The 24,721-nt window shown below is 64.1% G+C and carries 22 protein-coding genes and 1 pseudogene; 6 read left to right on the top strand and 17 right to left on the bottom strand.

Annotation, left to right across the window (positions count from 1 at the left end; genetic code table 11):
- Positions 1–74: 74 nt before the first annotated feature.
- The 6 genes from ccoP to N2605_RS09450 form a co-directional block, all read right to left on the bottom strand.
- Positions 75–950: a cytochrome-c oxidase, cbb3-type subunit III gene (ccoP, locus tag N2605_RS09475; protein ID WP_225143672.1), complete on the bottom strand. Its 876-nt coding sequence runs from the start codon at positions 948–950 to the stop codon at positions 75–77.
- Positions 951–956: 6 nt separating this feature from the next.
- Positions 957–1,121 (bottom strand): cbb3-type cytochrome oxidase subunit 3, encoded by a 165-nt coding sequence (locus N2605_RS09470; RefSeq protein WP_025034779.1) that lies wholly within the window; start codon positions 1,119–1,121, stop codon positions 957–959.
- A gap of 13 nt (positions 1,122–1,134) precedes the next feature.
- A complete protein-coding gene (gene ccoO, locus N2605_RS09465; RefSeq protein WP_260346413.1) occupies positions 1,135–1,869 on the bottom strand; it encodes a cytochrome-c oxidase, cbb3-type subunit II in 735 nt (244 codons plus the stop codon).
- 12 nt (positions 1,870–1,881) lie between these two features.
- Positions 1,882–3,531, bottom strand: coding sequence for a cytochrome-c oxidase, cbb3-type subunit I (gene ccoN / locus N2605_RS09460; RefSeq protein WP_036004408.1), 1,650 nt, complete (start codon positions 3,529–3,531; stop codon positions 1,882–1,884).
- Between the two features lie 321 nt (positions 3,532–3,852).
- On the bottom strand, positions 3,853–4,278 hold the full coding sequence (locus tag N2605_RS09455) for a CBS domain-containing protein (protein WP_036004405.1): 426 nt from the start codon (positions 4,276–4,278) through the stop codon (positions 3,853–3,855).
- Between the two features lie 40 nt (positions 4,279–4,318).
- Positions 4,319–5,152, bottom strand: coding sequence for a universal stress protein (locus tag N2605_RS09450; protein ID WP_225155465.1), 834 nt, complete (start codon positions 5,150–5,152; stop codon positions 4,319–4,321).
- Positions 5,153–5,370: 218 nt separating this feature from the next.
- Here N2605_RS09450 and fixL point away from each other — a divergent pair, with 218 nt between their 5' ends.
- The 4 genes from fixL (at position 5,371) to N2605_RS09430 (ending at position 8,770) form a co-directional block, all read left to right on the top strand.
- Positions 5,371–6,888 carry a sensor protein FixL gene (gene fixL, locus N2605_RS09445; RefSeq protein ID WP_225127465.1) on the top strand — a complete coding sequence of 506 codons (1,518 nt, stop codon included), beginning with the start codon at positions 5,371–5,373 and terminating at the stop codon, positions 6,886–6,888.
- A 3-nt stretch (positions 6,889–6,891) separates the two neighbouring features.
- Positions 6,892–7,509 carry a response regulator FixJ gene (gene fixJ, locus N2605_RS09440; protein ID WP_225112679.1) on the top strand — a complete coding sequence of 206 codons (618 nt, stop codon included), beginning with the start codon at positions 6,892–6,894 and terminating at the stop codon, positions 7,507–7,509.
- A gap of 43 nt (positions 7,510–7,552) precedes the next feature.
- Positions 7,553–7,969, top strand: coding sequence for a response regulator transcription factor (locus N2605_RS09435; RefSeq protein WP_225127469.1), 417 nt, complete (start codon positions 7,553–7,555; stop codon positions 7,967–7,969).
- A 102-nt stretch (positions 7,970–8,071) separates the two neighbouring features.
- Entirely contained in the window at positions 8,072–8,770 is a 699-nt protein-coding gene (locus N2605_RS09430; protein ID WP_036004466.1) for a helix-turn-helix domain-containing protein, read from the top strand.
- Positions 8,771–8,813: 43 nt separating this feature from the next.
- Here N2605_RS09430 and N2605_RS09425 read toward each other — a convergent pair whose 3' ends face one another.
- From N2605_RS09425 to N2605_RS09410, 4 genes are read right to left on the bottom strand one after another with little or no spacing between them, the layout of a single operon-like run.
- The gene (locus N2605_RS09425; RefSeq protein ID WP_260346410.1) at positions 8,814–10,127 is read right to left on the bottom strand and encodes an MFS transporter; all 1,314 of its coding nucleotides are present in this window, start codon (positions 10,125–10,127) and stop codon (positions 8,814–8,816) included.
- Positions 10,128–10,150: 23 nt separating this feature from the next.
- The gene (locus N2605_RS09420) at positions 10,151–10,672 is read right to left on the bottom strand and encodes a PRC-barrel domain-containing protein (RefSeq protein ID WP_260346409.1); all 522 of its coding nucleotides are present in this window, start codon (positions 10,670–10,672) and stop codon (positions 10,151–10,153) included.
- An 18-nt stretch (positions 10,673–10,690) separates the two neighbouring features.
- Positions 10,691–12,895 carry an amylo-alpha-1,6-glucosidase gene (locus tag N2605_RS09415; RefSeq protein WP_260346408.1) on the bottom strand — a complete coding sequence of 735 codons (2,205 nt, stop codon included), beginning with the start codon at positions 12,893–12,895 and terminating at the stop codon, positions 10,691–10,693.
- A 58-nt stretch (positions 12,896–12,953) separates the two neighbouring features.
- On the bottom strand, positions 12,954–14,717 hold the full coding sequence (locus N2605_RS09410) for an ABC transporter ATP-binding protein (RefSeq protein WP_036025953.1): 1,764 nt from the start codon (positions 14,715–14,717) through the stop codon (positions 12,954–12,956).
- 274 nt (positions 14,718–14,991) lie between these two features.
- Between N2605_RS09410 and N2605_RS09405 the strand changes: the two genes are divergently transcribed.
- Positions 14,992–16,062, top strand: a complete 1,071-nt coding sequence (locus N2605_RS09405) for a glycosyltransferase family 4 protein (RefSeq protein WP_036004379.1) — start codon at positions 14,992–14,994, stop codon at positions 16,060–16,062.
- Positions 16,063–16,303: 241 nt separating this feature from the next.
- On the opposite strand, the gene N2605_RS09400 is transcribed toward N2605_RS09405, so the two are convergent.
- The 3 genes and pseudogenes from N2605_RS09400 to N2605_RS09390 all read right to left on the bottom strand — a co-directional run bounded on the left by N2605_RS09400 (position 16,304) and on the right by N2605_RS09390 (position 19,314).
- Positions 16,304–17,545 carry a TRAP transporter large permease gene (locus N2605_RS09400; protein ID WP_050991772.1) on the bottom strand — a complete coding sequence of 414 codons (1,242 nt, stop codon included), beginning with the start codon at positions 17,543–17,545 and terminating at the stop codon, positions 16,304–16,306.
- Positions 17,546–17,848: 303 nt separating this feature from the next.
- A pseudogene (locus N2605_RS36420) lies at positions 17,849–18,082 on the bottom strand (TRAP transporter small permease); the annotation flags it as partial.
- Between the two features lie 461 nt (positions 18,083–18,543).
- Positions 18,544–19,314, bottom strand: a complete 771-nt coding sequence (locus tag N2605_RS09390) for a methyltransferase domain-containing protein (protein ID WP_260346407.1) — start codon at positions 19,312–19,314, stop codon at positions 18,544–18,546.
- 182 nt (positions 19,315–19,496) lie between these two features.
- Here N2605_RS09390 and N2605_RS09385 point away from each other — a divergent pair, with 182 nt between their 5' ends.
- Entirely contained in the window at positions 19,497–19,685 is a 189-nt protein-coding gene (locus N2605_RS09385) for an SDR family NAD(P)-dependent oxidoreductase (RefSeq protein ID WP_425248840.1), read from the top strand.
- Between the two features lie 244 nt (positions 19,686–19,929).
- On the opposite strand, the gene N2605_RS09380 is transcribed toward N2605_RS09385, so the two are convergent.
- From N2605_RS09380 to N2605_RS09365, 4 genes are all read right to left on the bottom strand, one after another.
- Positions 19,930–20,547 carry a DsrE family protein gene (locus N2605_RS09380; protein WP_081494513.1) on the bottom strand — a complete coding sequence of 206 codons (618 nt, stop codon included), beginning with the start codon at positions 20,545–20,547 and terminating at the stop codon, positions 19,930–19,932.
- Between the two features lie 24 nt (positions 20,548–20,571).
- Positions 20,572–21,201 (bottom strand): hypothetical protein, encoded by a 630-nt coding sequence (locus tag N2605_RS09375; RefSeq protein ID WP_074447514.1) that lies wholly within the window; start codon positions 21,199–21,201, stop codon positions 20,572–20,574.
- Positions 21,198–22,241: a TAXI family TRAP transporter solute-binding subunit gene (locus N2605_RS09370; RefSeq protein ID WP_260346406.1), complete on the bottom strand. Its 1,044-nt coding sequence runs from the start codon at positions 22,239–22,241 to the stop codon at positions 21,198–21,200. Before N2605_RS09370 ends, N2605_RS09375 begins: the two co-directional genes overlap by 4 nt.
- Positions 22,242–22,303: 62 nt before the next feature.
- Positions 22,304–23,914, bottom strand: a complete 1,611-nt coding sequence (locus N2605_RS09365) for a coiled-coil domain-containing protein (protein ID WP_260346405.1) — start codon at positions 23,912–23,914, stop codon at positions 22,304–22,306.
- Between the last annotated feature and the right edge of the window lie 807 nt (positions 23,915–24,721).

The raw sequence follows: 24,721 nt of genomic DNA, 5'->3' as shown, positions 1-24,721 counted from the left end.
CCGCGCAGGTTGATCCAACGCAAACGGGGGCGCTTTTCTTCGCCCCCGCCGGAAGTCGTCGGTCGCGGATCGGCCTATTTGCCGCCGCCGAGCGAGTGGACGTAGACCGCCATCGCCTTGATGGTGGCGGGATCGAGCCGGCCTTCCCAGGCCGGCATCACGCCGGCGCGGCCCTGGCCGATGGTCTCGATCAGGCTCGCCTCGTCGGAGCCGTAGAGCCAGATCTTGTCGGTCAGATCAGGTGCGCCCATCTCCTGGTTGCCCTTGCCGGCGTCGCCGTGGCAGGCGGCGCAATTCTCCGCGAAGATCTTCTGGCCCTTGGCGGCGTCATAGCCGTTGCGGGTCGACAGGCCCGACAGCGACCGCACGTAATTGGCGGCGGTGACGATCTCGTCGCCCTTCAGCACGCCATCCTTGCCGAAGGCGAGCATCTGCCCCTCATGGGTCTTGGCATGGCCCGACCGCACGCCGAACTGGATGGTCTGCATGATCTGGTCGAGCGAGCCGCCCCACAGCCATTCGTCGTCGTTCAGGTTGGGATAGCCCTTGGACCCCGTCGCACCCGTGCCGTGGCACGGCGCGCAATTGTCGCCGAACACCGTCTTGCCCTTGGCGCGCGCAAGCGCCAGCAGAGCCGGATCCTTCTGGATGTCGGCGAGCGAGGCCGAGCCCAGCGCCGCCATCTTGTCACCCCGGATCTTTTCGAGGTTGGCGAGCTCGACCGCGACGTCGGCGCGCGAGGAATAGCCGAACAGGCCGGTGGTGTTGCTTTGGATCAGCGGCCAGGCCGGATAGACGATCCAGTAGCCGATCGACCAGACGATGGTGAGATAGAAGGTGATCACCCACCACCGCGGCAGCGGCGTGTTGAGCTCCTTGATGCCGTCCCACTCGTGTCCGGTCGTGGACTTGCCGGAGACGGAATCGATGTCGCTAGAATGATCGGTCATGGTTTCTCACTCCTCCCGCAAGGGCAGGTGCGCTGCCTTGTCGAACGCAGCCTTGTTACGGGGCCAAAATGCGTAGGCGATGATCGCGAGAAAAATCGCGACGAACACCGGTGTCCAGATCGTCGTCACGAGATCGGACGCAAGATTATGGACGGTCAGGATGGCTTTCATCGTTCATGCCTTCTCAGCGAAGATTGACTTTCTCGTTGTAGATCTTGAAGTCGACCAGCGTGCCGAGCATCTGCAGATACGCAACCAGCGCGTCCATCTCGGTCGGCGTGCCGGTCTTGCCGTCGAAATTGCGTACGACGGCCTTGGCGTAGCGCTTGGTGAAAGCGTCGGTGCCGGCATTGTCCGGATCGGCCTGGGCCTTCAGGTCGGCGGCGGCATTGGCGAGCTGCTCGTCGCTATAGGGGACGCCGACGGTCCTGAGGGCGCGCATGTCGCCGGCGATCGCATCCGGGTCGATCTCGGCCTTGCTGAGAAACGGATAGCCGGGCATCACGGACTGCGGCACGATCGCGCGCGGGTTGGCCAGATGGGTGACGTGCCACTCGTCGGAATATTTGGCGCCGACACGGGCGAGATCCGGGCCTGTGCGCTTGGAGCCCCACTGGAACGGGTGATCGTACATGCTCTCGGCGGCGAGCGAGAAATGGCCGTAGCGCTCGACCTCGTCGCGCAAGGGCCGGACCATCTGCGAATGGCAGAGATAGCAGCCCTCGCGGACGTAGACGTTGCGGCCGGCGAGTTCGAGCGGCGTGTAGGGCCTGACGCCGTCGACCTTCTCGATCGTGCTCTTGAGGTAGAACAGCGGAGTGATCTCGACGAGACCGCCGATCGCAACCACGAGGAGGATACCGACGACCAGGATGATCGAGTTCTTTTCGAAGATTTGGTGGCGTGTCCAGAACGACATTGCTTGAGCTCCTCATTCCGCCGGCTGAAGAGCGACGGGCATCTGGACTTCCTGTTCGCCGACGCGAACCGTCATCCAGAGATTGTAGGCCATGATCAGCGAGCCGATCAGGAACAGGCCGCCGCCTGCGGCGCGGATGATGTAGAAGGGATGCATCGCCTCGACGGTCTCGATGAAGGAATATTCGAGGAAGCCGAGCGAGGTGTAGGCGCGCCACATCAGGCCCTGGAGGATGCCGGACACCCACATCGCCGAGATGTAGAGGACGATGCCAAGGGTGGCGACCCAGAAGTGCCAGTTGACGAGCTTGAGGCTGTAGAGGCCCTTGCGATTCCAGGCCCACGGCACCAGGCAGTACAGCGCGCCGAAGGAGACGAAGCCGACCCAGCCGAGCGCGCCGGAATGCACGTGGCCGATGGTCCAGTCGGTGTAGTGGCTGAGCGAGTTGACCACCTTGATCGACATCATCGGGCCTTCGAAGGTCGACATGCCGTAGAAGGCGACGGAGACCACGAGCATGCGCAGCACGGGATCGGTGCGCAGCTTGTCCCAGGCACCCGACAACGTCATCAGGCCGTTGATCATGCCGCCCCAGGAGGGCATCCACAGCATGATCGAGAAGGTCATGCCGAGCGTCTGCGTCCAGTCCGGCAGCGCCGTGTAGTGCAGATGGTGGGGACCTGCCCAGATGTAGAGGAAGATCAGCGCCCAGAAGTGGATGATCGAGAGCCGGTAGGAATAGATCGGCCGCTCGGCACGCTTCGGGATGAAGTAGTACATGATGGCGAGGAAGCCGGCGGTCAGGAAGAAGCCGACCGCGTTGTGGCCGTACCACCACTGGAACATGGCGTCCTGGATGCCGCCCCAGGCGACGTAGGACTTCGAACCGAACACCGAAACGGGCAGCGCCGGGTTGTTGCCGAGATGCAGCACCGCGATCGTCACGATGAAGGCGAGATAGAACCAGTTCGCAACGAAGATGTGCGGCTCCTTGCGCTTGAAGATGGTGGCAAGGAAGACGAGCAGATAGACGACCCAGACGATCGTCAGCCACAGATCGGCGTACCATTCCGGCTCGGCATATTCCTTCGACTGGGTGACGCCGAGCAGATAGCCGGTGCCGGCGATCAGGATGAAGAAGTTGTAGCCGAGCACGACGAACCACGGCGCGAGGTCACCGGCAAGGCGCGCGCGGCAGGACTTCTGCACCACGTAGAAAGAGGTCGCGATCAACACGTTGCCGCCGAAGGCGAAGATCACGGCGGAGGTGTGCAGCGGACGCAGGCGGCCGAAGCTGATCCAGGGCAGATCGAAGTTCAGCGCGGGCCAGGCCAGCTGCGAGGCGATGATGAGGCCGACGAGGAATCCGGCAATGCCCCAGAACATCGCCATGAAGGCCGAGAACTTGATCGGCCCCATGCTGTAGTTCGGGCGGCCGTTGATCTCCTGGGCCGGCAGCGCCGCCGGCCGCTCGAAGTAGCGGTTGACGATGAAGAACACCGCAGCGAGGCTCGCCGCCGCGCTGAGCGCAGCGTGGAACGCGAAGGGCGCATCGAGCGCCTTGGCCGAGGCGATCACGCAGAGGAAAGCGGTGACTGCGAATACGACAGCCAAGCCGCTTTCACCGATGGTCATGGATTTTGAGATGGAGGGCTGGCTCATGCGGATTCTCTCTGAAAGAACACGCTGCCAGAAACCACATCCACCCTCGCGGCGAATTGATTGAAATCAAGATAGATGGATTTCTGTTAATGTGAGCCGATGCAGTGCCAGTTGAAATGCCCTCTCCCCTTGTGGGAGAGGGCAGCGAGAAAGGTGCGGCAAACTCACTTGGTTGAGGGGTTGGTTCCGCACGAAAAGTTTTTCCGTTGAAGCGGACCCCTCATCCGGCGCTTCGCGCCACCTTCTCCCGCAAGGGGAGAAGGGAAGAAAGATAGATAACCTCCGTGAAATCACGGAGGTTGGAACAGAAGGATCCAGACCTCACTCCCGCGCCGTCGCCTTGAGCGCCGCGATGACGTCCTCGCGCGCGATGATGCCGGCCAGCTTCTGCGCGCCGTCGAGCACGATGATGCTCCTGATGCGGTGCTCGACCATGATCTGGAGCACGCGCGTCAGCCGCGTGTCGGGGCTGACATAGATGAACTCGGGCGTCATGACGTCGCCGATCTTGCGGCTCATCAGGTCGTCGTAGCGCGGCAACATCTGGCTCGGCGTGAAGGCGAAGCACTTCAGGATGTCGAACTTGGTGACGATGCCGACCACCTGCCCGTCGTCTTCGACAGGATAGGAATTGAAATCGTCGGTCTCGAACATCTCGCTGAGCTGGAACAAGTCGAGGCCGCGCTGCACCGTCTTGACGTTGCGCGTCATGTAGCCGTCGACGGTCTGTTCAAGAAATTGGTACACGGCGCGTCCTCCTCGATTCCTCCAACTGGCCGGCCGATGGTCAGTGCGACAGCAGCACGCTGCGGACGGTTTGCGTCACCAGATATTGCGTGACGCCTCCGAGGATCAGTTCGCGAAATCTCGAATGACCATAGGCGCCCGCGACGATCAGGCCCGCGCCGGTGTCGCCGGCGACTTTCTCCAACCGCGCAGCAGGGGTTTCGTTTCCTGCGGCCTCGAGAACCCGCGCAGTCGCGGTGACGCCGTGACGGCCGAGCCAGGCGGCAACGTCGCTGACACCGGCCATCACGGCCGAACGGTCGTCGCCCCGCTCCGGGATTTCAACGATGGTGACGTCCTTCGCCTTGTGCAGCATCGGCAGCGCGCCCGCCACCGCCCGCCGCGCTTCCGGCGTGTCCTTCCACGCCACCAGCACGCTGCGCAGGTCGAGCCAGTTGGCCCGGTCGGGAACGACGAGCAGCGGGCGGCCGGTCTGCATCACCAGGTCCTTGGGGCTCGCCAGCGAGAAAGCATCGGAGAAGGCCGGGCTCTGCCCGCCGCTGACGACGATGTCGGCGCAACGCGCCTGCGCCGTGACGAAGCGGGCCGGATAATCCATCGCGCTGCGCCACTCCGCATGCCCACCGCGATTCTTCACGGCCGCCCGGAATTGCGCTTCGAGCCCGGCCAGCCGCCGCTTGATCGAAGCTTCGCCCTCGTCGATCAGCGCTTGCGCCTCTGCGCCGTCGGTGAAATAGAGCGGCGGGACGAACTGCGCCGCAGCGACCCCGACGATGGCCGCCTCGAATCGTTCGGCGAGCTCGCCTGCGACCTGAAGACGCGCTTCGTTGGGCTGATCGAGCGCCAGGCTGACCATGACGGTCGCGTATGTCATCGGGAATCTCCAGCATTACAGAATTTTTTGAATCCTAGACCCGCTGCCGCGCAACAAGGCTGAGCTAGATCAAATCGAGGTCTCTGGCTGCCCACTCTCCCGGAATGGGGAGTCCGGCAGTGGATTCAACGTCCGCGCTTGCCTCCGGCCGAGCCTTGGGCGACATTGCTGAAGCGGTAACGGCATCCTGCCGGTCCGCCGAGAATAGGAGCAGAACCTTGGCGCCGACCCGCGGGAACCATCCGGCAGACGATGGTCGGGGCGAGCATTTCCGAGTCCGCATCGAGGGATTCGGGGTCGGCACCTGGGACCTCGACCTGCAGACTCGCGAGCTCGACTGGTCGGACACGGCCAGGCGGCTGTTCGGCCTGCAGCCGGACCAGGCCGTCAGCTACGATCTCTTTCTTTCCCTGTTGGAGCCGGGCGATCGGGACCACCTCCTGAAGGCGATCGGGCGCACATCGGAAGGTGGCGGGGGCCTCGACTTGTCCTTCAAGGTCAGCGGCGCGTCCGGAAACGGCCAATGGATCCGGGCCAGGGCCGGCGTGATCCGGGACGATGCGGGCATGCCGCGTCATCTCAGCGGGATATTCCTCGACATCAACGAGGAGAAGCAGCTCGAAGAGGCCCTGCGGTCCCAGGAGAATCATCTTCGCTCGATTCTCGAAACGGTGCCCGATGCCATGATCGTCATCGATTCACGCGGCATCATGCAGCTCTTCAGCAGCGCGGCGGAGCGGCTGTTCGGCTACAGCAAGCAGGAAGCGATCGGCCGGAACGTGAGCATTCTCATGCCGGAGCCCGATCAGTCGCGTCACGACAGCTATCTCACGCGCTATCTCAGGACCAATGATCCGCACATCATCGGCATCGGCCGGATCGTGACGGGCAAACGCCGCGACGGCACGACCTTCCCGATGCACCTGTCCGTCGGGAAGACGCAACGCGCGGGCGAGCCCCATTTCACCGGCTTCGTCCGCGACCTCACCGAGCACCAGCAGACCCAGGCGCGGCTCCAGGAGCTGCAATCCGAGCTCGTGCACGTGTCGCGGCTGACCGCGATGGGCGAGATGGCTTCCGCGCTCGCCCACGAGCTCAACCAGCCGCTGGCGGCGATCAGCAATTACATGAAGGGATCGCGGCGCCTCCTCGCCGGCAGCACCGATCCCAACATGCCGAAGGTCGAAAGCGCGCTGGACCGCGCGGCGGAACAGGCATTGCGCGCCGGCCAGATCATCCGCCGCCTGCGCGACTTCGTCTCCCGCGGCGAGTCCGAGAAGCGGGTCGAGAGCCTGTCCAAGCTGATCGAGGAAGCCGGCGCGCTCGGGCTCGCCGGCGCGCGCGAGCAGAACGTGCAGCTCCGCTTCAGCCTTGATCCCGACGCCGACCTCGTTCTCGCCGACCGGGTGCAGATTCAGCAGGTGCTGGTCAACCTGTTCCGCAACGCGCTCGAGGCGATGGCGCAGTCGCAGCGGCGCGAGCTCGTCGTCGCCAACACCCGTGTCGCCGACGGCATGATCGAGGTGGAGGTCTCCGACACCGGCATCGGCTTCCGCGAAGACATCATTCCAAACCTGTTCCAGACCTTCTTCACCACCAAGGACACCGGCATGGGCGTGGGACTCTCCATCAGCCGCTCGATCATCGAGGCCCATGGCGGCCGCATGTGGGCCGAGAGCAACGCAGCGGGCGGAGCGACGTTCCGCTTCACCCTGCCGGCAACCGACGAGAGCTGATCCATGACGACCAAGGGAAATGTTTACGTCATCGACGACGACGCGGCGATGCGGGACTCGCTGAACTTCCTGCTGGATTCCGCCGGCTTCGCCGTCACTTTGTTCGACGACGCGCTCGCCTTTCTCGAAGCCCTGCCCGGCCTCGGTTTCGGCTGCATCGTCTCCGACGTGCGCATGCCCGGCCTCGACGGCATCGAGCTCTTGAAGCGGATGAAGGCGCAGCAAAGCCCGTTCCCGATCGTGATCATGACCGGTCACGGCGACGTGCCGCTGGCGGTCGAGGCGATGAAGCTCGGGGCGGTCGACTTCCTGGAAAAGCCATTCGATGACGACCGTCTCACCGCCATGATCGAGTCGGCGCTCCGCCAGGCCGAGCCCGCCGCCAAGAACGAGGCCGTCGCGCAGGACATCGCTGCCCGCGTCGCGTCCTTGAGCCCGCGGGAACGCCAGGTCATGGAGGGGCTGGTCGCGGGCCTCTCCAACAAGCTGATCGCCCGCGAATACGACATCAGCCCGCGGACCATTGAGGTCTACCGGGCCAACGTCATGACCAAGATGCAGGCGAGCAGCCTTTCGGAACTTGTTCGCCTCGCGATGCGCGCCGGCATGCTCAACGATTGAGGCAGGTCAAGGCGACTTCACGGCGCAGTGCTAGCCAGACAGCATGGTTGAGGTCAGCCCACATCGTGCGCGGCCGTCGTCCTCCCCACAACCCACCGTCTTTGTGGTCGACGATGATGCCGCAGTTCTCGGATCCCTGCGGTTCCTGCTGGAGACCGACGGCTTCGCCGTGCGGACCTTCAGGAGTGGCACGGCGCTGCTCAATCTCGGCGCCGCGCCCGGGCCGGACTGCTACGTCATCGACTACAAGATGCCCGACATCAACGGCATCGATTTGACCGGCCGGCTTCGCAAATCCCACCGCGACGCGCCCGTGATCCTGATCACCGGCTATCCCGACGAGAACATCTCGGCCCGGGCCGCGATGGCGGGCATCAAGGACGTGGTTTTGAAGCCGCTTCTCGACGAAAACCTGGTCAAGTGCATCCGCCACGCCATCCAGGACCGCCCCGGAGCGTGACCTAGGGACTCTACGTAGGTAAACATCCCTAAGATAACGCGCGAAATTTCCGGATTGCGTGTTTCATCGTAGCAGTGCTCCATCACAACGGAGATGGCGCAGATGCTGACCCAGACGCTCAACACCCAGGCGATCAACACCCAAATCGGTGGCAAGATTGCTCCTGCCCACCCCGTTACCGACCAGTTCGGCGCGATCGCGGGCCATGTCGGCCTGGTCGCCACCGAGTTCTCCTACGGCAAGGACGAGGAGATCTATGGCGAGGAGGAGGCGGCCGAATATGTCTATCAGGTCGTGACCGGCGCGGTGCGCAGCTACAAGCTTCTCTCCGACGGCCGCCGCCAGATCGGCGCCTTCCATCTTCCCGGCGACGTGTTCGGCCTCGAATCCGGTCCCACTCACCGCCTCGCCGCTGAAGCCATCATCGATACCACCGTCCGCCTCGTGAAGCGCGCCAGCCTGGAAAAGGCCGCCGGCACCGACGTGCAGGTCGCCCGCAAGCTCTGGGCCATGACCGCCGGCGAGTTGCGCCATGCCGAGGACCACATGCTGCTGCTGGGCCGCAAGACTGCGATGGAGCGCGTCGCGACCTTCCTGCTCGAAATGGACCGCCGCCTCGCCGTCGCCGGCATGATGGCACTGCCGATGTGCCGCCGCGACATCGGCGACTATCTCGGCCTCACCTTGGAGACCGTGTCGCGCGCGCTGTCGCAGCTTCACGCTCAGGGCATTCTCGGTTTCTCCGGTGCCCGCCAGATCGTGCTGCGCAACCGCCAGCGTCTGCACAATCTCGACGCCTGATCCTCCATCTTCCTCCCGACCCACTTTGGCCGGCTGAATACGTTCAGCCGGCCACTTCTTTGTTGGCTGTCAGACCCGTGCGCCGCGTCTCCGGCATCACAAAGAAGATCAGCAGGAGCCCCGCTGCGGCAACGCCGGACAGCCCGATGAATGCGGTGGCATTGCCGAACTTGTCGCTGACATAGCCGCCAAGCACCGTGCTCAGCGACGCGCCGATGCCCGTTGCGGTGCCGACGATCCCCTGCGCCAGGTTGAAATGCCCGCTGCCGAACGCGACGTCGGCGACGATCAGCGGGATCATCACCGCGAAGACCGCCGCGGTGATGCCGTCGAACACCTGCACCAGCACCAACAGATACGGATCGCGCACGGTCGCAAACAACAGGCCGCGAATCGCCAGAGCCCCGAATCCGATCAGCAGCAGCGGCCGCCGGCCCCACGCTTGCGCCTTGCGCCCGACCGTCGGCGACAGCAGCGCCACGATCGCTTGCGGAACGACGATGCAAAAGGCGACGAGCACGGTCGCCCATTGGCTCGATCGCGCCGTCACCGCGCTCGCCATCAGCGGCATCATCGCGGCGTTCGCGAGCTGCAGCAGCAGCACGCTGAGCGCGAACACGATGAGCGGGCGCTGCCGGATCAGGTGCCAGATATTGGGATCGCCGCGGTCGGCGGCTTCAGGCGGCAGCTCGCCGTGACAGCGCCTGATGTCGACCTCGTTCTCGCGGATGCGCGACAGAGCGATCAGGGTTGGAATCACGAGCAGGAAGGTGACCAGGAAGACCGAGCGGCTCGATAACAGGTAGCCCGCGGTGCCCATCACCGCCGCCGCGACGCCGTTGCCGAGCGAGGCGAAGCGCGCGTTGCGCCCGAGCCGCTCGCCGATCGCGAGCGGGCCGACGAGGCCGAGGCTGATCGCGGCGATCGCCGGCCCGAGCACGCAGCTCGCCATCGCATGCAGCGTGGCGGCGGTCACCACGACGGCGAAGATCGGCATCGCCGCATAGGCCAGCGCGCAGGCGCCGATGGTCGCGATCGCGAGGGCGGCGACGAGGCGCTCCGACTTCGCGGCATCGATGATCGCGCCGCCCGGCATCTGGCCGATCAGGGCGACGATGCCGCCAATCGACAGCACGAACCCGATCTCGACCTGGGTCCATTTCTGCGTCGTCAGATAGACCGCGATGAAGGGACCGAATCCGGTCTGCACGTCGGCGAGGAAGAAGATGAACCAGTCGAGGCCGCGGAGGCTCTGCCGCGACGGGGCCGGAATGCCCGCAGCCGCCGGCTCCGCGACGTTGTCCTGCTCGACGACGCCGCCGCGATCTGCATGGTTCGGCTTCCTCGATAACAGCACGGGCGGTCAGCCCTCCCTGCACCTCACTGGATCACTTGCAGCGGCTGAAGGCTGCCGGACGCGCCGAGCACGACGATCGGCGTGTCCTCCTTGTATTCCGGTGCGGCCGCGACCTGCGCCTTGGTCAATTCCAGCGTGATGCTGTCCTTCTTGTTGGCGATCTTGCCGAAGCGCAGCGCGTTCCAGTCCACGACGATCTTGCGGCTGCCGACGCCGAGGAAGCCGCCGAAATCGATCGCCGCAGCGCGGACATGACCGGTGCGATCGACGATGACGTCGACGATGCGACCCATGTCCTCGCCGGCGGCGCTGCGAACGTCGCGGCCGAGAACGCCGTGGGCCTCGCTCGCGCCGATGATGGTCACCGATGGCGGCGGCGCGGCGTCCTTGGGCGTGACGGGCACCGTGGAAGCCGGCGGTTGCACATTTGCCGGTGCCTTTGCCTCGCTCGGGGATGCAGGCGGCTCCTCGGCCGCGCGCGATTCGGCGACCGTCAAGCCCGCGACGATCGCCACGCCCAAGACCAACCTTCCGATCGCACGCATGACCTCCTCCTCGCGCCTCTAGCGCGCCAGCACGATCGAGACCTGGATCTGACCGCGCGTGCGCAACACTTCCAGCGCCACGTCGTCGCCGTGACGGCTGACGCGAAGATCGACGCTGGATTCGCCAAGGCGCAGATCGCGCAGGATCACCTCGTTGAGGAACGCCGGCAGATGCGGGTTGCGCAGGCGAATCTCGCCGCGCGCGACGTCGAACTCGAGGCCGAGCGCCGCCTCCAGCAACGTGAACGGCGTCGCGCTGGCCCAGGCCTGCGGCGCGCAGGCGACCGGGTACAGCGTCGGCCCGCGCCGCTTCTCGCGCCGGAAGCCGCAGAACAATTCGGGCAGCCGGCGCAAATCCATGTAGGTCGCGGCGTCGAACAGCCCCTTGAAGACATGCGCCACCGAATGCTTGAGGCCGTAGCGCGCCAGCCCCAGCGCGATCAGCGCGTTGTCGTGCGGCCAGATCGATCCGTCATGGTAGGACATCGGGTTGTAGCGCACCTCGCCTTGCGCGACGGTGCGGATGCCCCAGCCCGAGAAGAAATGCGGCCGCATCAGATCGGCGGCGACGAGACGCGCGCGGTCCTCGCGGACCATGCCGCTGAACAGGATCTGCCCGGCATTCGAGGTCCTCACCTTGCAGGGCCGCTTCTTGCCGTCGAGCGCGAGCGCATAGGTGCCGAGCTCCTCGCACCAGAACGCCTGCTCGAAGCGCTCGGCGAGCGCCCTGGCTTCGGCCTTGAGCTTGCGCACGCGGTCCGGCTTGCCGAGCCGCAGCGCGCAACGCGCCGCGAGCTGCTTGGCGGCAAAGACGTAGCCCTGGACCTCCGCGAGCGCGATATTGCCCTCGGCAAGCCGGCCGTCGGCATGGAAGATCGCGTCATAGGAATCCTTCCAGCCCTGGTTCGCCAGCCCTTTCTCGGTCGCGCGCTGGTACTCGACGAAGCCGTCCTGATCGGGATCGCCCGGACCGTCGATCCAGGCGAGCCCCGCCTCGATCGCGGGCCACAGCTCGATCAACGTGGCCTCGTCGCCGGTGCGCTCGAAATAGCTGCCTGCGAGCAGCACGAACAGCGCGGTCGAATCGACGCTGCCGTAGTAATGCGCGAACGGGACTTCCCCGAGCGCCGCCATCTCGCCGCCGCGCATCTCGTGCAGGATCTTGCCGGGCGCGGCGTCCGCGAGCGGATCGACCGCCGCGGCCTGGAAATGCGCGAGCCGGCGCAGGACGCCCTTGGCAATGCGCGGATCGACCCAGAGCATCTGCAGCGCGGTGATGAGGCCGTCGCGCCCGAACGTCGTCGAGTACCAGGGAATGCCGGCATAGGGATAGCGTCCCTGCGGCGTCTCGGTCATCAGCATGTTGAGGTCGGCCATGGCCTGGCACAGCACCTCGTTGAAGATGTTGTTGGAGGTCTCGATGCTGGCCGCGCCCATGGTCGACTGCCGCATCTCGCGGCGATGCGCCAGCAGACCCGGGAAGAACCGCACCGGCTTCTCCGTCAGCGGCCGGTTGCAGGACACGGCCACGAACAGCGATTTGGCCTGGTGCGGCTCAAGGTCGAGTTCCCAGGTCGCAGCGTTGACCGAGAGCCGCGTCGGACGCGGATCGAAATGCAGGCCGGTGGTCCGCTCGGCGTCGTCAAGGCCGCGATACTCGAACAGGACGTCGGTCGGCCCAAGCAGCCGGCCGGTTCCGACCCCGCGGCGCGGCCGCCGCTCGCCGCGAACCTCGAACAGATCGGCGAAGTCGTTGCCGAACAGCAGCGTCAGCTCGAAGCTGGTGCGCCGGTCGCCATGGTTCTGCACGCCGATGCGCTGGTAGGCGGTGCCGCGCCACAGGAAGATGGTGCGCACGACGTGCAACAGGTCCTTTTGCAGAACGAGGTTGCCCTGTCGGTAGATGTCCGGATTGGTGAGATCGACGGTCAATGCTGAATTGTCGTCGCGCAGATTCGAGCCGAGCAGCAGCGGCTGGAGATCGTCGAGCACGAGCTCCAGCCGCGCAAGATAGCGCGTGTCGTGATGGAACAGTCCGTCCGGCCCGCCAGCGGACGCGCCGATGTCGCCGTGGCTGTCGAGCACGATGAAGGTGTCGTCGTGCTTGAGCGAACGCCGCGGCCGGGCCGAGGGCCCGGTCATCGGAATGTAGAAGGGCTGTTCCGCGACCTGTTCCGGGGTCCGCGTCACGGAGACGAACTGGGTTACGGCTTCTGCCGACATGAGCTGCTCCCCTGCGCTTGATTCGAAACGCGACCGACTCGAAAACGCGACTGTTGGTTTACGCGGCGGCTTGCGCGAGCCGGCTCATTTCCTGCGTGACCAGCTCACGATACGGCCCGTGACCCTGCATCAGGCGCTCGGGCGAGCCGTCCTCGATGATCTTACCATTCCTCAACACCACGACACGATCGAAATTGCGCAGCGTCGCAAGGCGATGGGCGATCGCGATCACGGTGCGGCCGCGCATCAGGCGGGACAGCGCCTCGCGGATCGCCTCCTCGGATTCGCTGTCGAGCGCGGCGGTCGCCTCGTCCAGCAGCAGGATCGGCGCGTCCTTCAGGAAGGCGCGCGCGATCGCGATGCGCTGGCGCTGGCCGCCCGACATCTTGACGCCGCGGTCGCCGACCATGGTGTCGAGGCCCTCGGGCAGGGTCTCGACGAAGTCGCAGCGCGCTGCGATCGCCGCGCGCAGCACCTCGTCGTCGGTCGCGTTCGGCCGGCCATAGCGGATGTTCTCGCGAATGGAGCGATGAAACAAGGAAATGTCCTGCGGCACGACGGAAATCGCCTCGCGCAGGCTCAGCTGCGTCACCTTCGAGATGTCCTGGCCGTCAATGGTGATATTGCCCTCGTCGACGTCGTAGAAGCGCTGCAGCAGCGTGAACAGCGTCGACTTGCCGCCGCCGGACTGGCCGACCAGTCCGACGCGCTGGCCGGGCTGGAGGCGCAGGCTGAAGCGCTCGAAGATCTTGTCGCTGCCGGGATAGCCGAAGGTGACGTTGTTGTACGCGATGGCCGCGCCGCTTTTGACCAGGGGCTCGGCCTCGGGATGATCGCGGAGCTCGTGCGGCACCAGCAGCGTGGCGATCGCCTCTGTCAGACGCGCGACGTGCTGGGTGACGTCGACCAGCGCCACCGCGAGATCGCGCGTCGCGCTCAGGATCGAGATGCCGAGCGTACAGACCAGCACGACGTCGCCGGTCGTCGCTTGGCCCTTCTGCCAGAGCGAGATCGCCCAGGCCATCAGCGCAATGGTCAGAAGCACGGTGATGACGGCATGCAACAGCCGCAGCTTCTCCAGATAACGCAGGCTGCGGCTGCGCGCGGTCAGCTCCTGGTTCACGGTCGCGTCGAACCGCTCATGCTCGTGGCTGATGCCGCAGAAGGCGCGCACCAGCGGCATGTTGCTGATGACGTCGATCATCTCGCCGTCGACCAATGCGGCCTTGTCGGCGAAATCGTCATGCAGCGGCTTGCCGGCCGCGGCCAGACGAAACATCGCAACCACCATGCCGCCCGCGATCGCGATCAGGCCGAGCGCCATGTAGGGACTGACGGTTCCAATCAGGATGATTGCCGCAATTGTGGCAATGCACGGCGGCAACACATTCCAGACGAACATGTTCTCGACGGTGAACACCGCGTTCGAGGTCGCGGTGATGCGGCTCGTCAGCATGCCGGGCATCCGGTCCGAGAAGTAGCTCGGGGCGTGCCCGGTCAGATGACGAAATATGTCACGCCGTAAATCGCCGGTGACCCGGACGAAGGTGAAGCTCGCCGTCCAGCTTGCGATCCGCCACAGGAAGTTGTCGGCGGCAATCAGTGACATGAGCAGAATGAATGCCAGCCATACGCCACCGCCATACGAGGGACCGGCCGACAAGGCGTCGACCAGAGCTTTGACGCCATACTGGGTGCCTACGGAGCAGGCAACGGCCCCCACGACCGCGGTCAGGATCACCAAATGCGACGCGAGACGACGCCGGAGATAGCGCAGGACAAAGGCAAATGGCCTACGCGCGTACCCAGAAAGCTGATCCATATGGCTGTCGCCCCGTTATGCTGATTTTTCGTTTCGTTACTGGTCGAGTGAACATCGACCGCTTCGCCTCGGTTCCCGGGCAATCCCATCACGACATGCGGATGCGGACGATGTGCGAAGATGTAGTGGCAGCATCGCGACGCTCCGCCGACGTGTCGAATATGTAACGTTCGGGGGAAGGAACTTCGCAGGTGCGGGAACGTTCCCTCGTCTGGCATTGCCGGTGCCGTTAAGGCGGGGGTTTCAACTTCATGATCGCAGAGGAGATGGTGAGATGCGCATCGCGCAGGTAGCTCCGTTGACGGAGGCTGTTCCACCCAAGCTGTATGGCGGCACCGAGCGGGTGGTGCATTGGTTGACGGAAGAGCTGGTGGCCCTGGGCCATGACGTGACGCTTTTCGCCAGCGGCGACTCGCGGACATCGGCCAAGCTCGATGCATTATGGCCGCGGGCGCTTCGGCTCGACGGTTCCGTGCGCGATCCCAACGCGCTGCACATGGTGCTACTAGAGCGGGTGCGGCAAAAATGTGACGACGAGGAGTTCGATTTCCTCCACTTCCATCTCGACTATTATCCCTGGTCGTTGTTCCACCGCCAGCCGACCCCGTTCGTGACGACGTTGCACGGCCGGCTCGATCTTCCCGAGCATCAGCCGGTCTTCAACACGTTCACCAAGATGCCGGTCATCTCGATCTCCAATGCGCAGCGGCGGCCGGTGCCGCAGGCGAACTGGGTGACGACGATCCACCACGGCCTGCCGGAGAAGCTGCTGACGCCGAAGCCGGCGAAACAGGAATACCTCGCCGTGCTCGGCCGCATCGCGCCCGAGAAGGGCGTCGATCGCGCCATCAAGATCGCGACCCATTGCGGCATTCCGCTCAAGATCGCGGCCAAGGTCGACCGTGCCGACCAGGATTATTACGACGAGCTGATCCGGCCGATGATCGAGAACAATCCGTTGGTCGATTTCATCGGCGAGATCAGCGATCACGAGAAATCGGATTTCCTCAGCGGCGCGCTCGGCCTCTTGCTGCCGATCGACTGGCCGGAGCCGTTCGGCCTCGTCATGATCGAGGCCATGGCGTGCGGAACGCCGGTCGTCGCCTTCAACCGCGGCTCGGTGCCGGAGATCATCGACGAGGGCCTCACCGGCTTCATCGTCGAGGACGTCATCAGCGCCGCGGGCGTGGTGAACCGGCTTCCGCAACTCGACCGCGCCGCGATCCGCAAGCAGTTCGAGACGCGCTTCACCGCGCGGCGCATGGCCCTGGACTACCTCGCCGCATATCGCAGCCTGACCGAGGCGCAGGCACCGCGGATCAAGCTGGTGAGCAGCGCGGAGTAGGAAGGCAACTTAGGCGCAAACTTCATGGCCGGGCCAGTACCGGCCATGATTTGCGTAAGCGCCCGGCCCTATCAATTCGTCATTGCGAGCGCAGCGAAGCAATCCAGGATCTTTCCGCGGAGGGACTCTGGATTGCTTCGCTGCGCTCGCAATGACGGAGGACTTGGCGACGGCCTCCTACCCGACCCTCACCCGCTTCGGCTCGGCGATCTCGAACATCCTTCCTACGCCGCTCACCCCGCTACATCCCCAATAGCCGCGGCAGCCACAGCGACAGGCCCGGCCAATAGGTCACCACCACGAGGAAGCCCAGCATCGTCAGCAGCCACGGCCACACTGCGACCGTGAGCTCGGTGATCCCCATCTTGGCGATGCCCGAGGCGACGTAGAGATTGAGGCCGACCGGCGGATGGCACAGGCCGACCTCCATGTTGACCGTCATCAGGATGCCGAAATGGATCGGGTCGATGCCGAGCTTGACCGCGACCGGAAACAGGATCGGCGCCATGATCAGGATGATCGAGGACGGCTCCATCACGTTGCCTGCGAGCAGCAGCAGGATGTTGACGAGCAGCAGGAAACCGATCCAGCCCAGGCCCTGGTCGATCATCCATTGCGCCAGCGCCTGCGGCACGTTCTCGTAGGTCATCAGGAACGAGAACAGCACGGCATTGGTGATGATGTAGAGCAGCATCGCCGAAAGGTTGGCCGACGACAGCAGCACGCGCGGCACGTCGCGCAGCTTCAGGTCCTTGTAGATGAACACCGCGACGATGAAGGCGTAGACCGCGCTGACGGCGGCAGCTTCAGTCGGCGTGAACAGGCCACTGTAGATGCCGCCGATCACGATCACGATCAGGAGGATGCCCCAGATCGACTTGCGGAACGCATCGAGACGCTCCATGAAGGTCGCCTTCGGCATCCGCGGATAGTCGTTGCGCCAGGCGCGATAGAACGTCGTCATGCCGAGCAGCGTGGCGAGCGCAAGCCCCGGCACGATGCCGGCGATGAAGAGCTTGCCCACCGAACTGTTGGTCGAGACGGCGTAGAGCACCATCGGGATCGATGGCGGAATCAGAATGCCGAGCGAGCCCGACGTCGTGATCACGCCGGCGCCGAACCGCTTCGGAAAGCCTTGCGCGACCATCGCGGGCAGGATCACTGAGCCGATCGCCACCACGGTCGCCGGCGAGGAGCCGGAGATCGCGGCGAACAGCGCGCAGGCGACCACGCCCGACAGCGCGAGCCCGCCGTACCAATGGCCGACCAGCGAGGTTGCGAAGGTGATCATCCGCCGCGCCACGCCGCCATGAGTCAGGAAGTTGCCGGCCAGAATGAAGAACGGGATCGCCATGATCTCGAAATTCTCGATGCCGGTGAACAGCTTTAGCGCCACCGATTCGGTTCGCACGTCAGTCAGCGTGAACATGAAGCTGAGCACGGTCAGACCCAGCGCAATCGAGATCGGCATGCCGGTCAGCATCAGCGAGATCAGCAGCGCGAATACGATGAAGACGCGCAGGCCCTGCGGCAAGGTGATGACATGGGCCGCATGCGCGAAGCACAGCGCGACGATCAGGACCGGCAGCAGCATCAGGATCCAGCCGAGCGGGCTGCGCTCGTCCCGGACCACCTGGGTGGGCGTGACCGGCGCCGGATGCACCGGATCCGCCTCGACGCCCTCGACGCCCGCCATATCGTGATGCGGCAGCTCGCCGGTGCGGTAGAACGACCAGGCGACCTGCAGGAAGCGGAAGCACATCAGGCCGGAGCCGAGCGGGATGGTGAGATACACCATCCACATCGGCGCTTCCAAATCGTTGGACTGTTGGCCGCTGTGCCACATGTGGCTGACGAAGGCGGCTCCGAAATAGCCCACGATGGCGGTGAACAGCGCACCGCACAGCAGGCCGAAGGTGATGATGCGACGGCGCGAGCCGCCGGGCAGGATGTTGACCAGCACGTCGACGCCGACATGGATGCCGGTCCGCACGCCATAGGCGGCGCCGAACTTCGCCATCCAGATGAACATGTAGATGCAGAGCTCCTGCGCCCATGACAAATCGAGCGCGGCAAGCCAGGCGAACGTCGCGCGCGCGGGCACGGCGAGGACGGTGAGGTTGCGGGCTTCCGCCCATTTGGCGAGGTCGATCGACAGCCCGGCGCCGTAACGGTGCACCACCGCGACGAAGATGAGCGACGTCGCAGCCGCGATCATCGTCGCGATCAGCCATTCCTCGAGATGATTGAGAAAACGATTCAGCACACGCAGCAACTTGGTCCCCCCGGATTGGATCATTCAAGCGCAACGGCCGGGAGCGCAATTGCCCCCGACCGTTGGTATTGTTGTTATTGGGCCGCAGCCGTCGGTAACAACGAGAGCTAAGCGCTGCCAAGCTAACGTGATGACCGCCGGATGCGCAAGCCGGCATCCGCGCGTGTCCAAGGCAACGCGTGCTATGCCGCGTTGCGGCAGCGCCATCAGCCTTTCCGTTGCGCGACCATGAAGAGGCGCCGGAACGGGAACAGCGTCTGCCCCGCCGCATTCTTCGGATAGGCCCTTGCGACGCGCATCCCGTAGGCGGCTTCGAACGCGGCCTTCTCCTCGCCTTGGAGCACGTCGAGATAGCGCGTCAGCCAGGTGCCCTTGGTCCATTCCTTCACGGGATTGTCGCCTTCGAGCACTTGCAGATATTCGGTCTCCCAAATGTCGATGTTGGCCGACATCGGCGCGAGCAGATCGTGATAGAAGGCCGGCCCTTCCACCGGCGGCCGGATGACGAGATGCTCCACCTTGGAGCGCCATGGGCCGTCGAGCGCAGTCTCGCCGATCAGCACATGCGAAGGCGCGAGGAAATTGCGCGGCATCTGCACCGCGAGCATGCCCCCGGGTGTCACCTTCTCCATCAGCGACGGAAACAGTGCCGCATGATTGGGCAGCCAATGCAGTGCGGCATTGGAATAGATCAAGTCGTACTGCCCAGCGGGACTCCAATGGCCGAGATCCTCATGTGACCATTCCACGTCAGGCGCGGCCTTGCGTCCTGCCGCGACCATCTCCGCCGAGCCCTCGACCCCGGTCACGCGTGCCTCCGGCCAGCGCTCCGTGATCAATTTGGTGACGTTGCCGGCGCCGGCGCCGAGATCGGCGATCGCGCGTGGGGCAAAATCGGGAATCCGCATCAACAGGTCGACGGCGGGCCGGAGCCGATGGCCGGAGAACTTCAGATATTGCTGCGGATCCCAGACCATCCTTCGACGCCTTTTGTTTTTCGTATTTCCTTCGCCAAGGCTTTTGTCCTTAAACAAGGCTCTTGTCCTTCGGCAAGCCTCTTGGTTACCACTGCTCGTCCCGGTCGGGCAATTCGCAAGCCCGCGGGACAGAGCGGCAAACGAACAACAAAAAGCAGGCAGGACCAAGGGAGCGTGCGACCATGGACCTCGGGCTCAAATCGAAAACCGCTGTCATCACCGGCGCGAGCATCGGCATCGGCCGCGCCATCGCCAGGGGCCTCGCCGCCGAAGGCGTGCGCGTCGTCGGCGTGGCGCGCCGTACCGATCTCCTCGCCGAGCTGGTGAAGGAGATTGCTACAAGGCAAGTACACTCCCTCTCCCGCCTGTGAGAGAGGGCTGGGGAATGTTTCCGCAATGGGATAGCCCCGAGAGGAGAAAGCCCTGACCCGCGCCGGAGCCTGTCGTCGGGCGCGCCGTCGGCGCGAGCCGGTGGCGTGACCTCTCCCGCATCCGCCTTCGCCAAGGCTTCGGCGGACAAGAGCGGGAGAGGTTGCACCGAGCCCGTGGCAATCGATTCAACCTAAAGCCATTCCGCTCTAACTGCGCATCCGACGGCCCCATTGCCGCCGGACCTCACGGTTTGACGTAGCTCCAGCCCTGTTCCTGCAGCTCCATGACGCGGACGACACCCGATTTGACCACCGTCGCCTGCGGAATCAGATTGATGTCCTTGTTCTCCGCCTTCCGCATATTTTCCTGGGTGTTGCCGCAGGCTTTGAAGGAGATTTCGGGATTGCTCATCGCGAGCACCTCGATGCGTGGCTTTACCGGCGAGGTATCATCGCGCAGCATATGAAGACCGGGACCAAAGGTGACAATCTCGATTGAGACTGGTTCACCGAGATCGCGGTAATATTGCGCGACATTGGTGGCATTGTTGAGCGTGAGGTTCATCATCGCAGGTTCGTTGGAATTGACCTGCAATATCAGCTGGTGCGGCTTTTTGACGATCTCGGGTTTTGTCGCCTGAGCCATCGCCGCCCGTGTCGCAGCGGTTTGCTTGCTCGTGTGAGTCTGCCCCGGCTTGCTCACGTGCATCCGTCTAGTCGGTTGCTTCGGATCGCGTGCTTGATTCTTCTCGCTCATCTGCGGGATCAACTGGTTGTCCTGTTGCGCCTGCGCGCTTGGTTCGACCAGAAGCACCATCGCCAGGCCGCCGATGATTGCTATCGTCAACTTCGGATTGATCATCTCGTGTCTCCCGTTCCTTGACCATCACCTTCCCGGTCTGGCGACGCTATGTGGCCATTTGCATGCAGCCGCCATTCTCTTGCGCACGTTCTCGAATCCGCTGAGCAGGAACTGTCCGTCTTGCACCTGACCAGTGCGGGCGAAAAGGCGCACGACGATGTGACCCTCGTCGGGTAGCGCGTTCAGCAACTTTACGACGTCGCCCCCGAAAGCGACGCCGGAGCCGAATGACGGCGACGCCGCCGCGAGTTGCATCGGCGTGTCCGCATTCAGCCGAAAGGAGATGACGTATTCGTTGGCGCTCCGTGACAGCGCCGGTCCGGCGACCGTGACTTCCGTTCGGCCTTTGCGGCAGTGGATTGCGAGTTGCATCGTGGCTCCATCCGAGCCGCCAACCGAAAAGGTGGTGGCGGTGACGACGGGTGAATAGTCGACCGGCGAGGTGGTCTCGCTGATCAGCCAGCCGCCGTCTGACGCCCGCCGCCCGGGCGGCGGAATCTTACGTGACAGTTCTTGCAGGCATTCCAGCCGGCCCCGCCCTTCCATCGCCGAACAAGCCCGAAGTGATTCGACGGCATCGCCCGTGTCTTGCGCGTAAGCGATTCCGCAGGCTACGTTCAAGGCGACGGCGAACGGAGGAACGGCACTCTTCATGGCCTCGCCTGTACGCTGCGTGCCTTGCGATCCAGCCATTCCTGCGCAGCCGGGAAGCGGGTGAGCCCGGGGACGGACGCCGCGAGATTGATGGACTGCCATTTCGGATCGAAGCCTGGTGCCTGCAGGCGGTCAATCCGCGAGAACAGGTACTCGACGAGGCGCGCCACGCGTTGATAGCGGTTTGAGCGTGGCGGCCAGTTGAATGCAACGAGAGCCGTCGGCACGGCAAGAGTCGCAACCCGCTCACCCTGTTTGATCAGATTGGGATACTCGTTGGCGTTCAAGGTCGCCGGCAGATAATAGTCCTCGAACTTCCTGTCGTAATGGACCGGCAGGAACTTGAATCCAGCTTCCCAGCGGCCTCGCACGAAGGCGTCCACGGGCTTCGACGTGATGAACACGACGGCCGACATCTCCCCCTTGCGCATCTGTTCCAGGGCAAGCTGATGCGGAATGAACGTCTTGTCGACGTCGATGCCGAGGCGGCTGAAGATCAGCGGACCGGAATAGGCGGCTGCGGTGCCCTGAGTATTGAAGTTCACCTTCTTGCCGGCAAGGTCCTGCAGGCCGGTGATCTCCGGCCGCACGAAGATGTGCAACTCGGACGGAAACAGATTGAGCAGATAAGTGATGCGGCTTTGGATCTGCGGAACCTGAAGCTTGTACTCCTCGAGCGCGTCGGAATTGATGATCGCGGTATCGACACCACGCAGATAGAGCAGCGCATTCAGATTGTCGGTGGCGCCCCGGGTGACGATCGGCAGGAGATGCAGCTCTGCTCCGTCGTCGACGACACGGGCCATTTCTGCCGCGAGGCGGATCGGCGCGCCCTCGAGCAGGCCGCCGGCGAGCCCGACGGTCCAGGCGTTCATCCGGCCCTTTTCGCTCTCCTGAGGGAGCGGCCGTCGGAGCATTTGTGCATCGGCCTTGTCGGATCTTGCGGTTTGTGCTTCCAGGCAAGTCGTTTGAAGCAGCACGGCAATCGGCACCAGCGCGGCGAGCACGAGCGACGAGAGCGACCTTGGCAGCTTGTTCATGTCGTTCCTTTCCGGATTGCCCACCGTCACCACTCTTCCCGGCATGAATGCAAAGCCCACTCTCAGTGATGCAATGCATCCAGTCGTTCCTTGGCTCCGCGAATGCCGCTCCTCTGTGCCTTCGCGTAGAGCTCGCGCGCCTTGGCCGCCTCGCCGCGCGTTCCATAGGCACCCCAAGCCGATAGAACCGCCGGATCATATGTCTCCGCGAGCATGAAGGTCGCCTGCGCACTGTTCTTCTCAGCCGCAAGCTCGAGCACAATCCGCGCTGCACCGATATTGCCCTGATCGAGCAACGCTCTGGCACGCGGGATCAATCGGGCCTCCACCTCGTCCTGGCCTGGATTCGTCGGCGGCTCCGTTGCGGTCACGTTCTGCGCCGTCGACAAGGTCGGGCCGCCGTTTCTTTGCGCCGCCGGGGCGTGCTGATCGATAAGGCGCGATACCGAGGCGATCTCGCTCTCCCTGGCTTCAGTCCTGCTCCGCTCCCGCTCCAGCGACTGTCGCAGTTCGGCGATCTCCCGGTTCGCTGCCTGTCTCTGCTGCGAGGCTGCATCGTTCGCCTCGCGCAGATGCCCGTTCAGCGATTCGATGACGCCGCGCGTTTGCGCAAGCTTGCTCTCCAGCGCGGCAGCATGAGCCTGGGCCTCTTCGAGGGCACGGCGTTGTTGCTCGGCGTTCGCCGTTCCCGACCGCGCGGCGTCCTCTTGTTGCGCGAGGGCTGCGTTCCTTTCGCGCTCCTGCTGCAAGGACTGCCGCAATTCCGCGATCTCCCCGCCCACCGCCTCGCTTTGCTCCGCCGTCGCACCGTCGGCCGTAGCCGATCCGCCAGTCATGCCGGCAAGCTCGCTCGCGAGGGCGGCGGCGCGTGACTGCGCCTCGTAGCGTTCTTGCTCAGCGCTTGCCGCTATCGCCTGCGCGGCGCTCACTCGCTTCGCCAGGACGGCGCTCTTTTCCCGCTCCTGCTGCAGGGACTGCCGCAGTTCAGCGATCTCCCACGCCGCCGCATCCCTCTGCTGTGCGGCCACCTCGTCCGCCTCGCGCGCCTGCGCGATACGAGCCTCTACTTCGCGGCGGGTTCCGGCAAGTTCGTCCGCGAAGGCGGCGCTGCGGGCTCGCTCAATTTGAAGAGACTGCCGCAGCTCCTCCGTGGCAGTTTCCGCTGCATGCGTGCGCTGGACCGCTTCTTCGAGCTCCCTGCGCGCGCCGGCCAGTTCACCGGAGAGCGCGTCACTGCGCCCGTCGGCGTCGAGCCGTGGTGGCGGGCCCGCCGCGCTTGCGGAGACCGCCTGAATCGGGGCCTCGGACATTTCGCTCTGAAGGAGTGCTGGCGATCCGGTCGCGAAGTCAGGCCGCTGGTCGAGGCCGGCGGCGCTCCCGCCGTCGATTCGAGTTGTTTCGGCAGTCGGTTGTGCGTTGAACGGGTCGAAAGCACCGAGCAGGGTCACCCCAGCGAAGATAAGGGTGACCAGAACGACAGCTGCAATGAGCGAACCACCCGTCTCCTCCGGATCGATATCCTCGGTCTCACCCCACCAATGGGTCCGTGAAGAGCGGAGCGGCGAGCCGCCCCATCTGCCCGTCTCGGGCGACCCGTAACCGAGCTCCTCCGCCGCATCTTCTATTCGGGTGCTTTCTCGGTCCCTGGGTGCAGTATCGATTGATTGGCGCATGCATCACGCCTCTCTCAAGAGCAACTCCAATGGAGCGATCGCCCAGCCTGTTCGCATGGTTTCGGCACCCGATCAGAACACGCGTAGATAATGTGTTGCGGCGCGGCGACACGCCCAAATTAAATATAGCAATTAACTCAAATACATATAATTTTGACCATATTCAAAAGTCAAATTAAATATGCTCGTCGGATGCCGTTAAACAACCTCATACATCGCATGGAATATAGGGCTGGCGCCCCGAATCTGCGTATCTGTCCATGTTCTCGTCGCGTCTAGGCATGGAGGAATGACCATGCGCATTGCATTGCCGTATTTGGGAATTGGCGTCTGTTTGTCTGTTGCCAGCTGGTTGGTGCTCGGGCTTGTGCTCTAGCAGCGGTTTTCCGTAAGAACTCGGAATCGAACTGGGGTGGTCGCGCAAAATCACCGATCCAACGGCGCTTTGATCTTTGGCATGTTCCGATCGCGGTCGGCGACGTCCCTGCCGCGCGTGTCAATCAAATTTCATGAACCTTTGCTATGGTCATCAACACTCATAGGTTTAAGTCCATTCTGTTTCTTGGCCCAGCTGTTCATTTCCTGACAGTCATAGTTTAGGGCGCGTCATGAGTACTCGTGGTCAGTGCGACCGTATTGCGATTCTGCGTCAACGTGTTTTGTCGCTCAGCTCTCAACTGACGGAGCTTCAGAACCTTCGTACCCGCCTGGAAAAGGCTGAGGAACGACGAATGCGCAAACGTTCAAAAGTTACTGGTAGCTTGGCGATGCGGCGCCGATCTTGGCAGTAGGCGAGTCGACAGCCCA

Source organism: Bradyrhizobium yuanmingense (assembly GCF_025200905.1).
Taxonomy (GTDB): Bacteria; Pseudomonadota; Alphaproteobacteria; order Rhizobiales; family Xanthobacteraceae; genus Bradyrhizobium; species Bradyrhizobium yuanmingense.
Note: the sequence above shows the minus strand (reverse complement) of the source record. Positions and strands in the feature narration are given on the sequence as shown.

Coding starts and splice junctions, on each gene's coding strand:
- ccoP (WP_225143672.1), bottom strand. CDS start 950: ATGACCGATCATTCTAGCGACATCGATTCCGTCTCCGGCAAGTCCACG.
- N2605_RS09470 (WP_025034779.1), bottom strand. CDS start 1,121: ATGAAAGCCATCCTGACCGTCCATAATCTTGCGTCCGATCTCGTGACG.
- ccoO (WP_260346413.1), bottom strand. CDS start 1,869: ATGTCGTTCTGGACACGCCACCAAATCTTCGAAAAGAACTCGATCATC.
- ccoN (WP_036004408.1), bottom strand. CDS start 3,531: ATGAGCCAGCCCTCCATCTCAAAATCCATGACCATCGGTGAAAGCGGC.
- N2605_RS09450 (WP_225155465.1), bottom strand. CDS start 5,152: ATGACATACGCGACCGTCATGGTCAGCCTGGCGCTCGATCAGCCCAAC.
- fixJ (WP_225112679.1), top strand. CDS start 6,892: ATGACGACCAAGGGAAATGTTTACGTCATCGACGACGACGCGGCGATG.
- N2605_RS09435 (WP_225127469.1), top strand. CDS start 7,553: ATGGTTGAGGTCAGCCCACATCGTGCGCGGCCGTCGTCCTCCCCACAA.
- N2605_RS09430 (WP_036004466.1), top strand. CDS start 8,072: ATGCTGACCCAGACGCTCAACACCCAGGCGATCAACACCCAAATCGGT.
- N2605_RS09420 (WP_260346409.1), bottom strand. CDS start 10,672: ATGCGTGCGATCGGAAGGTTGGTCTTGGGCGTGGCGATCGTCGCGGGC.
- N2605_RS09415 (WP_260346408.1), bottom strand. CDS start 12,895: ATGTCGGCAGAAGCCGTAACCCAGTTCGTCTCCGTGACGCGGACCCCG.
- N2605_RS09410 (WP_036025953.1), bottom strand. CDS start 14,717: ATGGATCAGCTTTCTGGGTACGCGCGTAGGCCATTTGCCTTTGTCCTG.
- N2605_RS09405 (WP_036004379.1), top strand. CDS start 14,992: ATGCGCATCGCGCAGGTAGCTCCGTTGACGGAGGCTGTTCCACCCAAG.
- N2605_RS09400 (WP_050991772.1), bottom strand. CDS start 17,545: ATGCTGACCGGCATGCCGATCTCGATTGCGCTGGGTCTGACCGTGCTC.
- N2605_RS09390 (WP_260346407.1), bottom strand. CDS start 19,314: ATGGTCTGGGATCCGCAGCAATATCTGAAGTTCTCCGGCCATCGGCTC.
- N2605_RS09385 (WP_425248840.1), top strand. CDS start 19,497: ATGGACCTCGGGCTCAAATCGAAAACCGCTGTCATCACCGGCGCGAGC.
- N2605_RS09380 (WP_081494513.1), bottom strand. CDS start 20,547: ATGATCAATCCGAAGTTGACGATAGCAATCATCGGCGGCCTGGCGATG.
- N2605_RS09375 (WP_074447514.1), bottom strand. CDS start 21,201: ATGAAGAGTGCCGTTCCTCCGTTCGCCGTCGCCTTGAACGTAGCCTGC.
- N2605_RS09370 (WP_260346406.1), bottom strand. CDS start 22,241: ATGAACAAGCTGCCAAGGTCGCTCTCGTCGCTCGTGCTCGCCGCGCTG.
- N2605_RS09365 (WP_260346405.1), bottom strand. CDS start 23,914: ATGCGCCAATCAATCGATACTGCACCCAGGGACCGAGAAAGCACCCGA.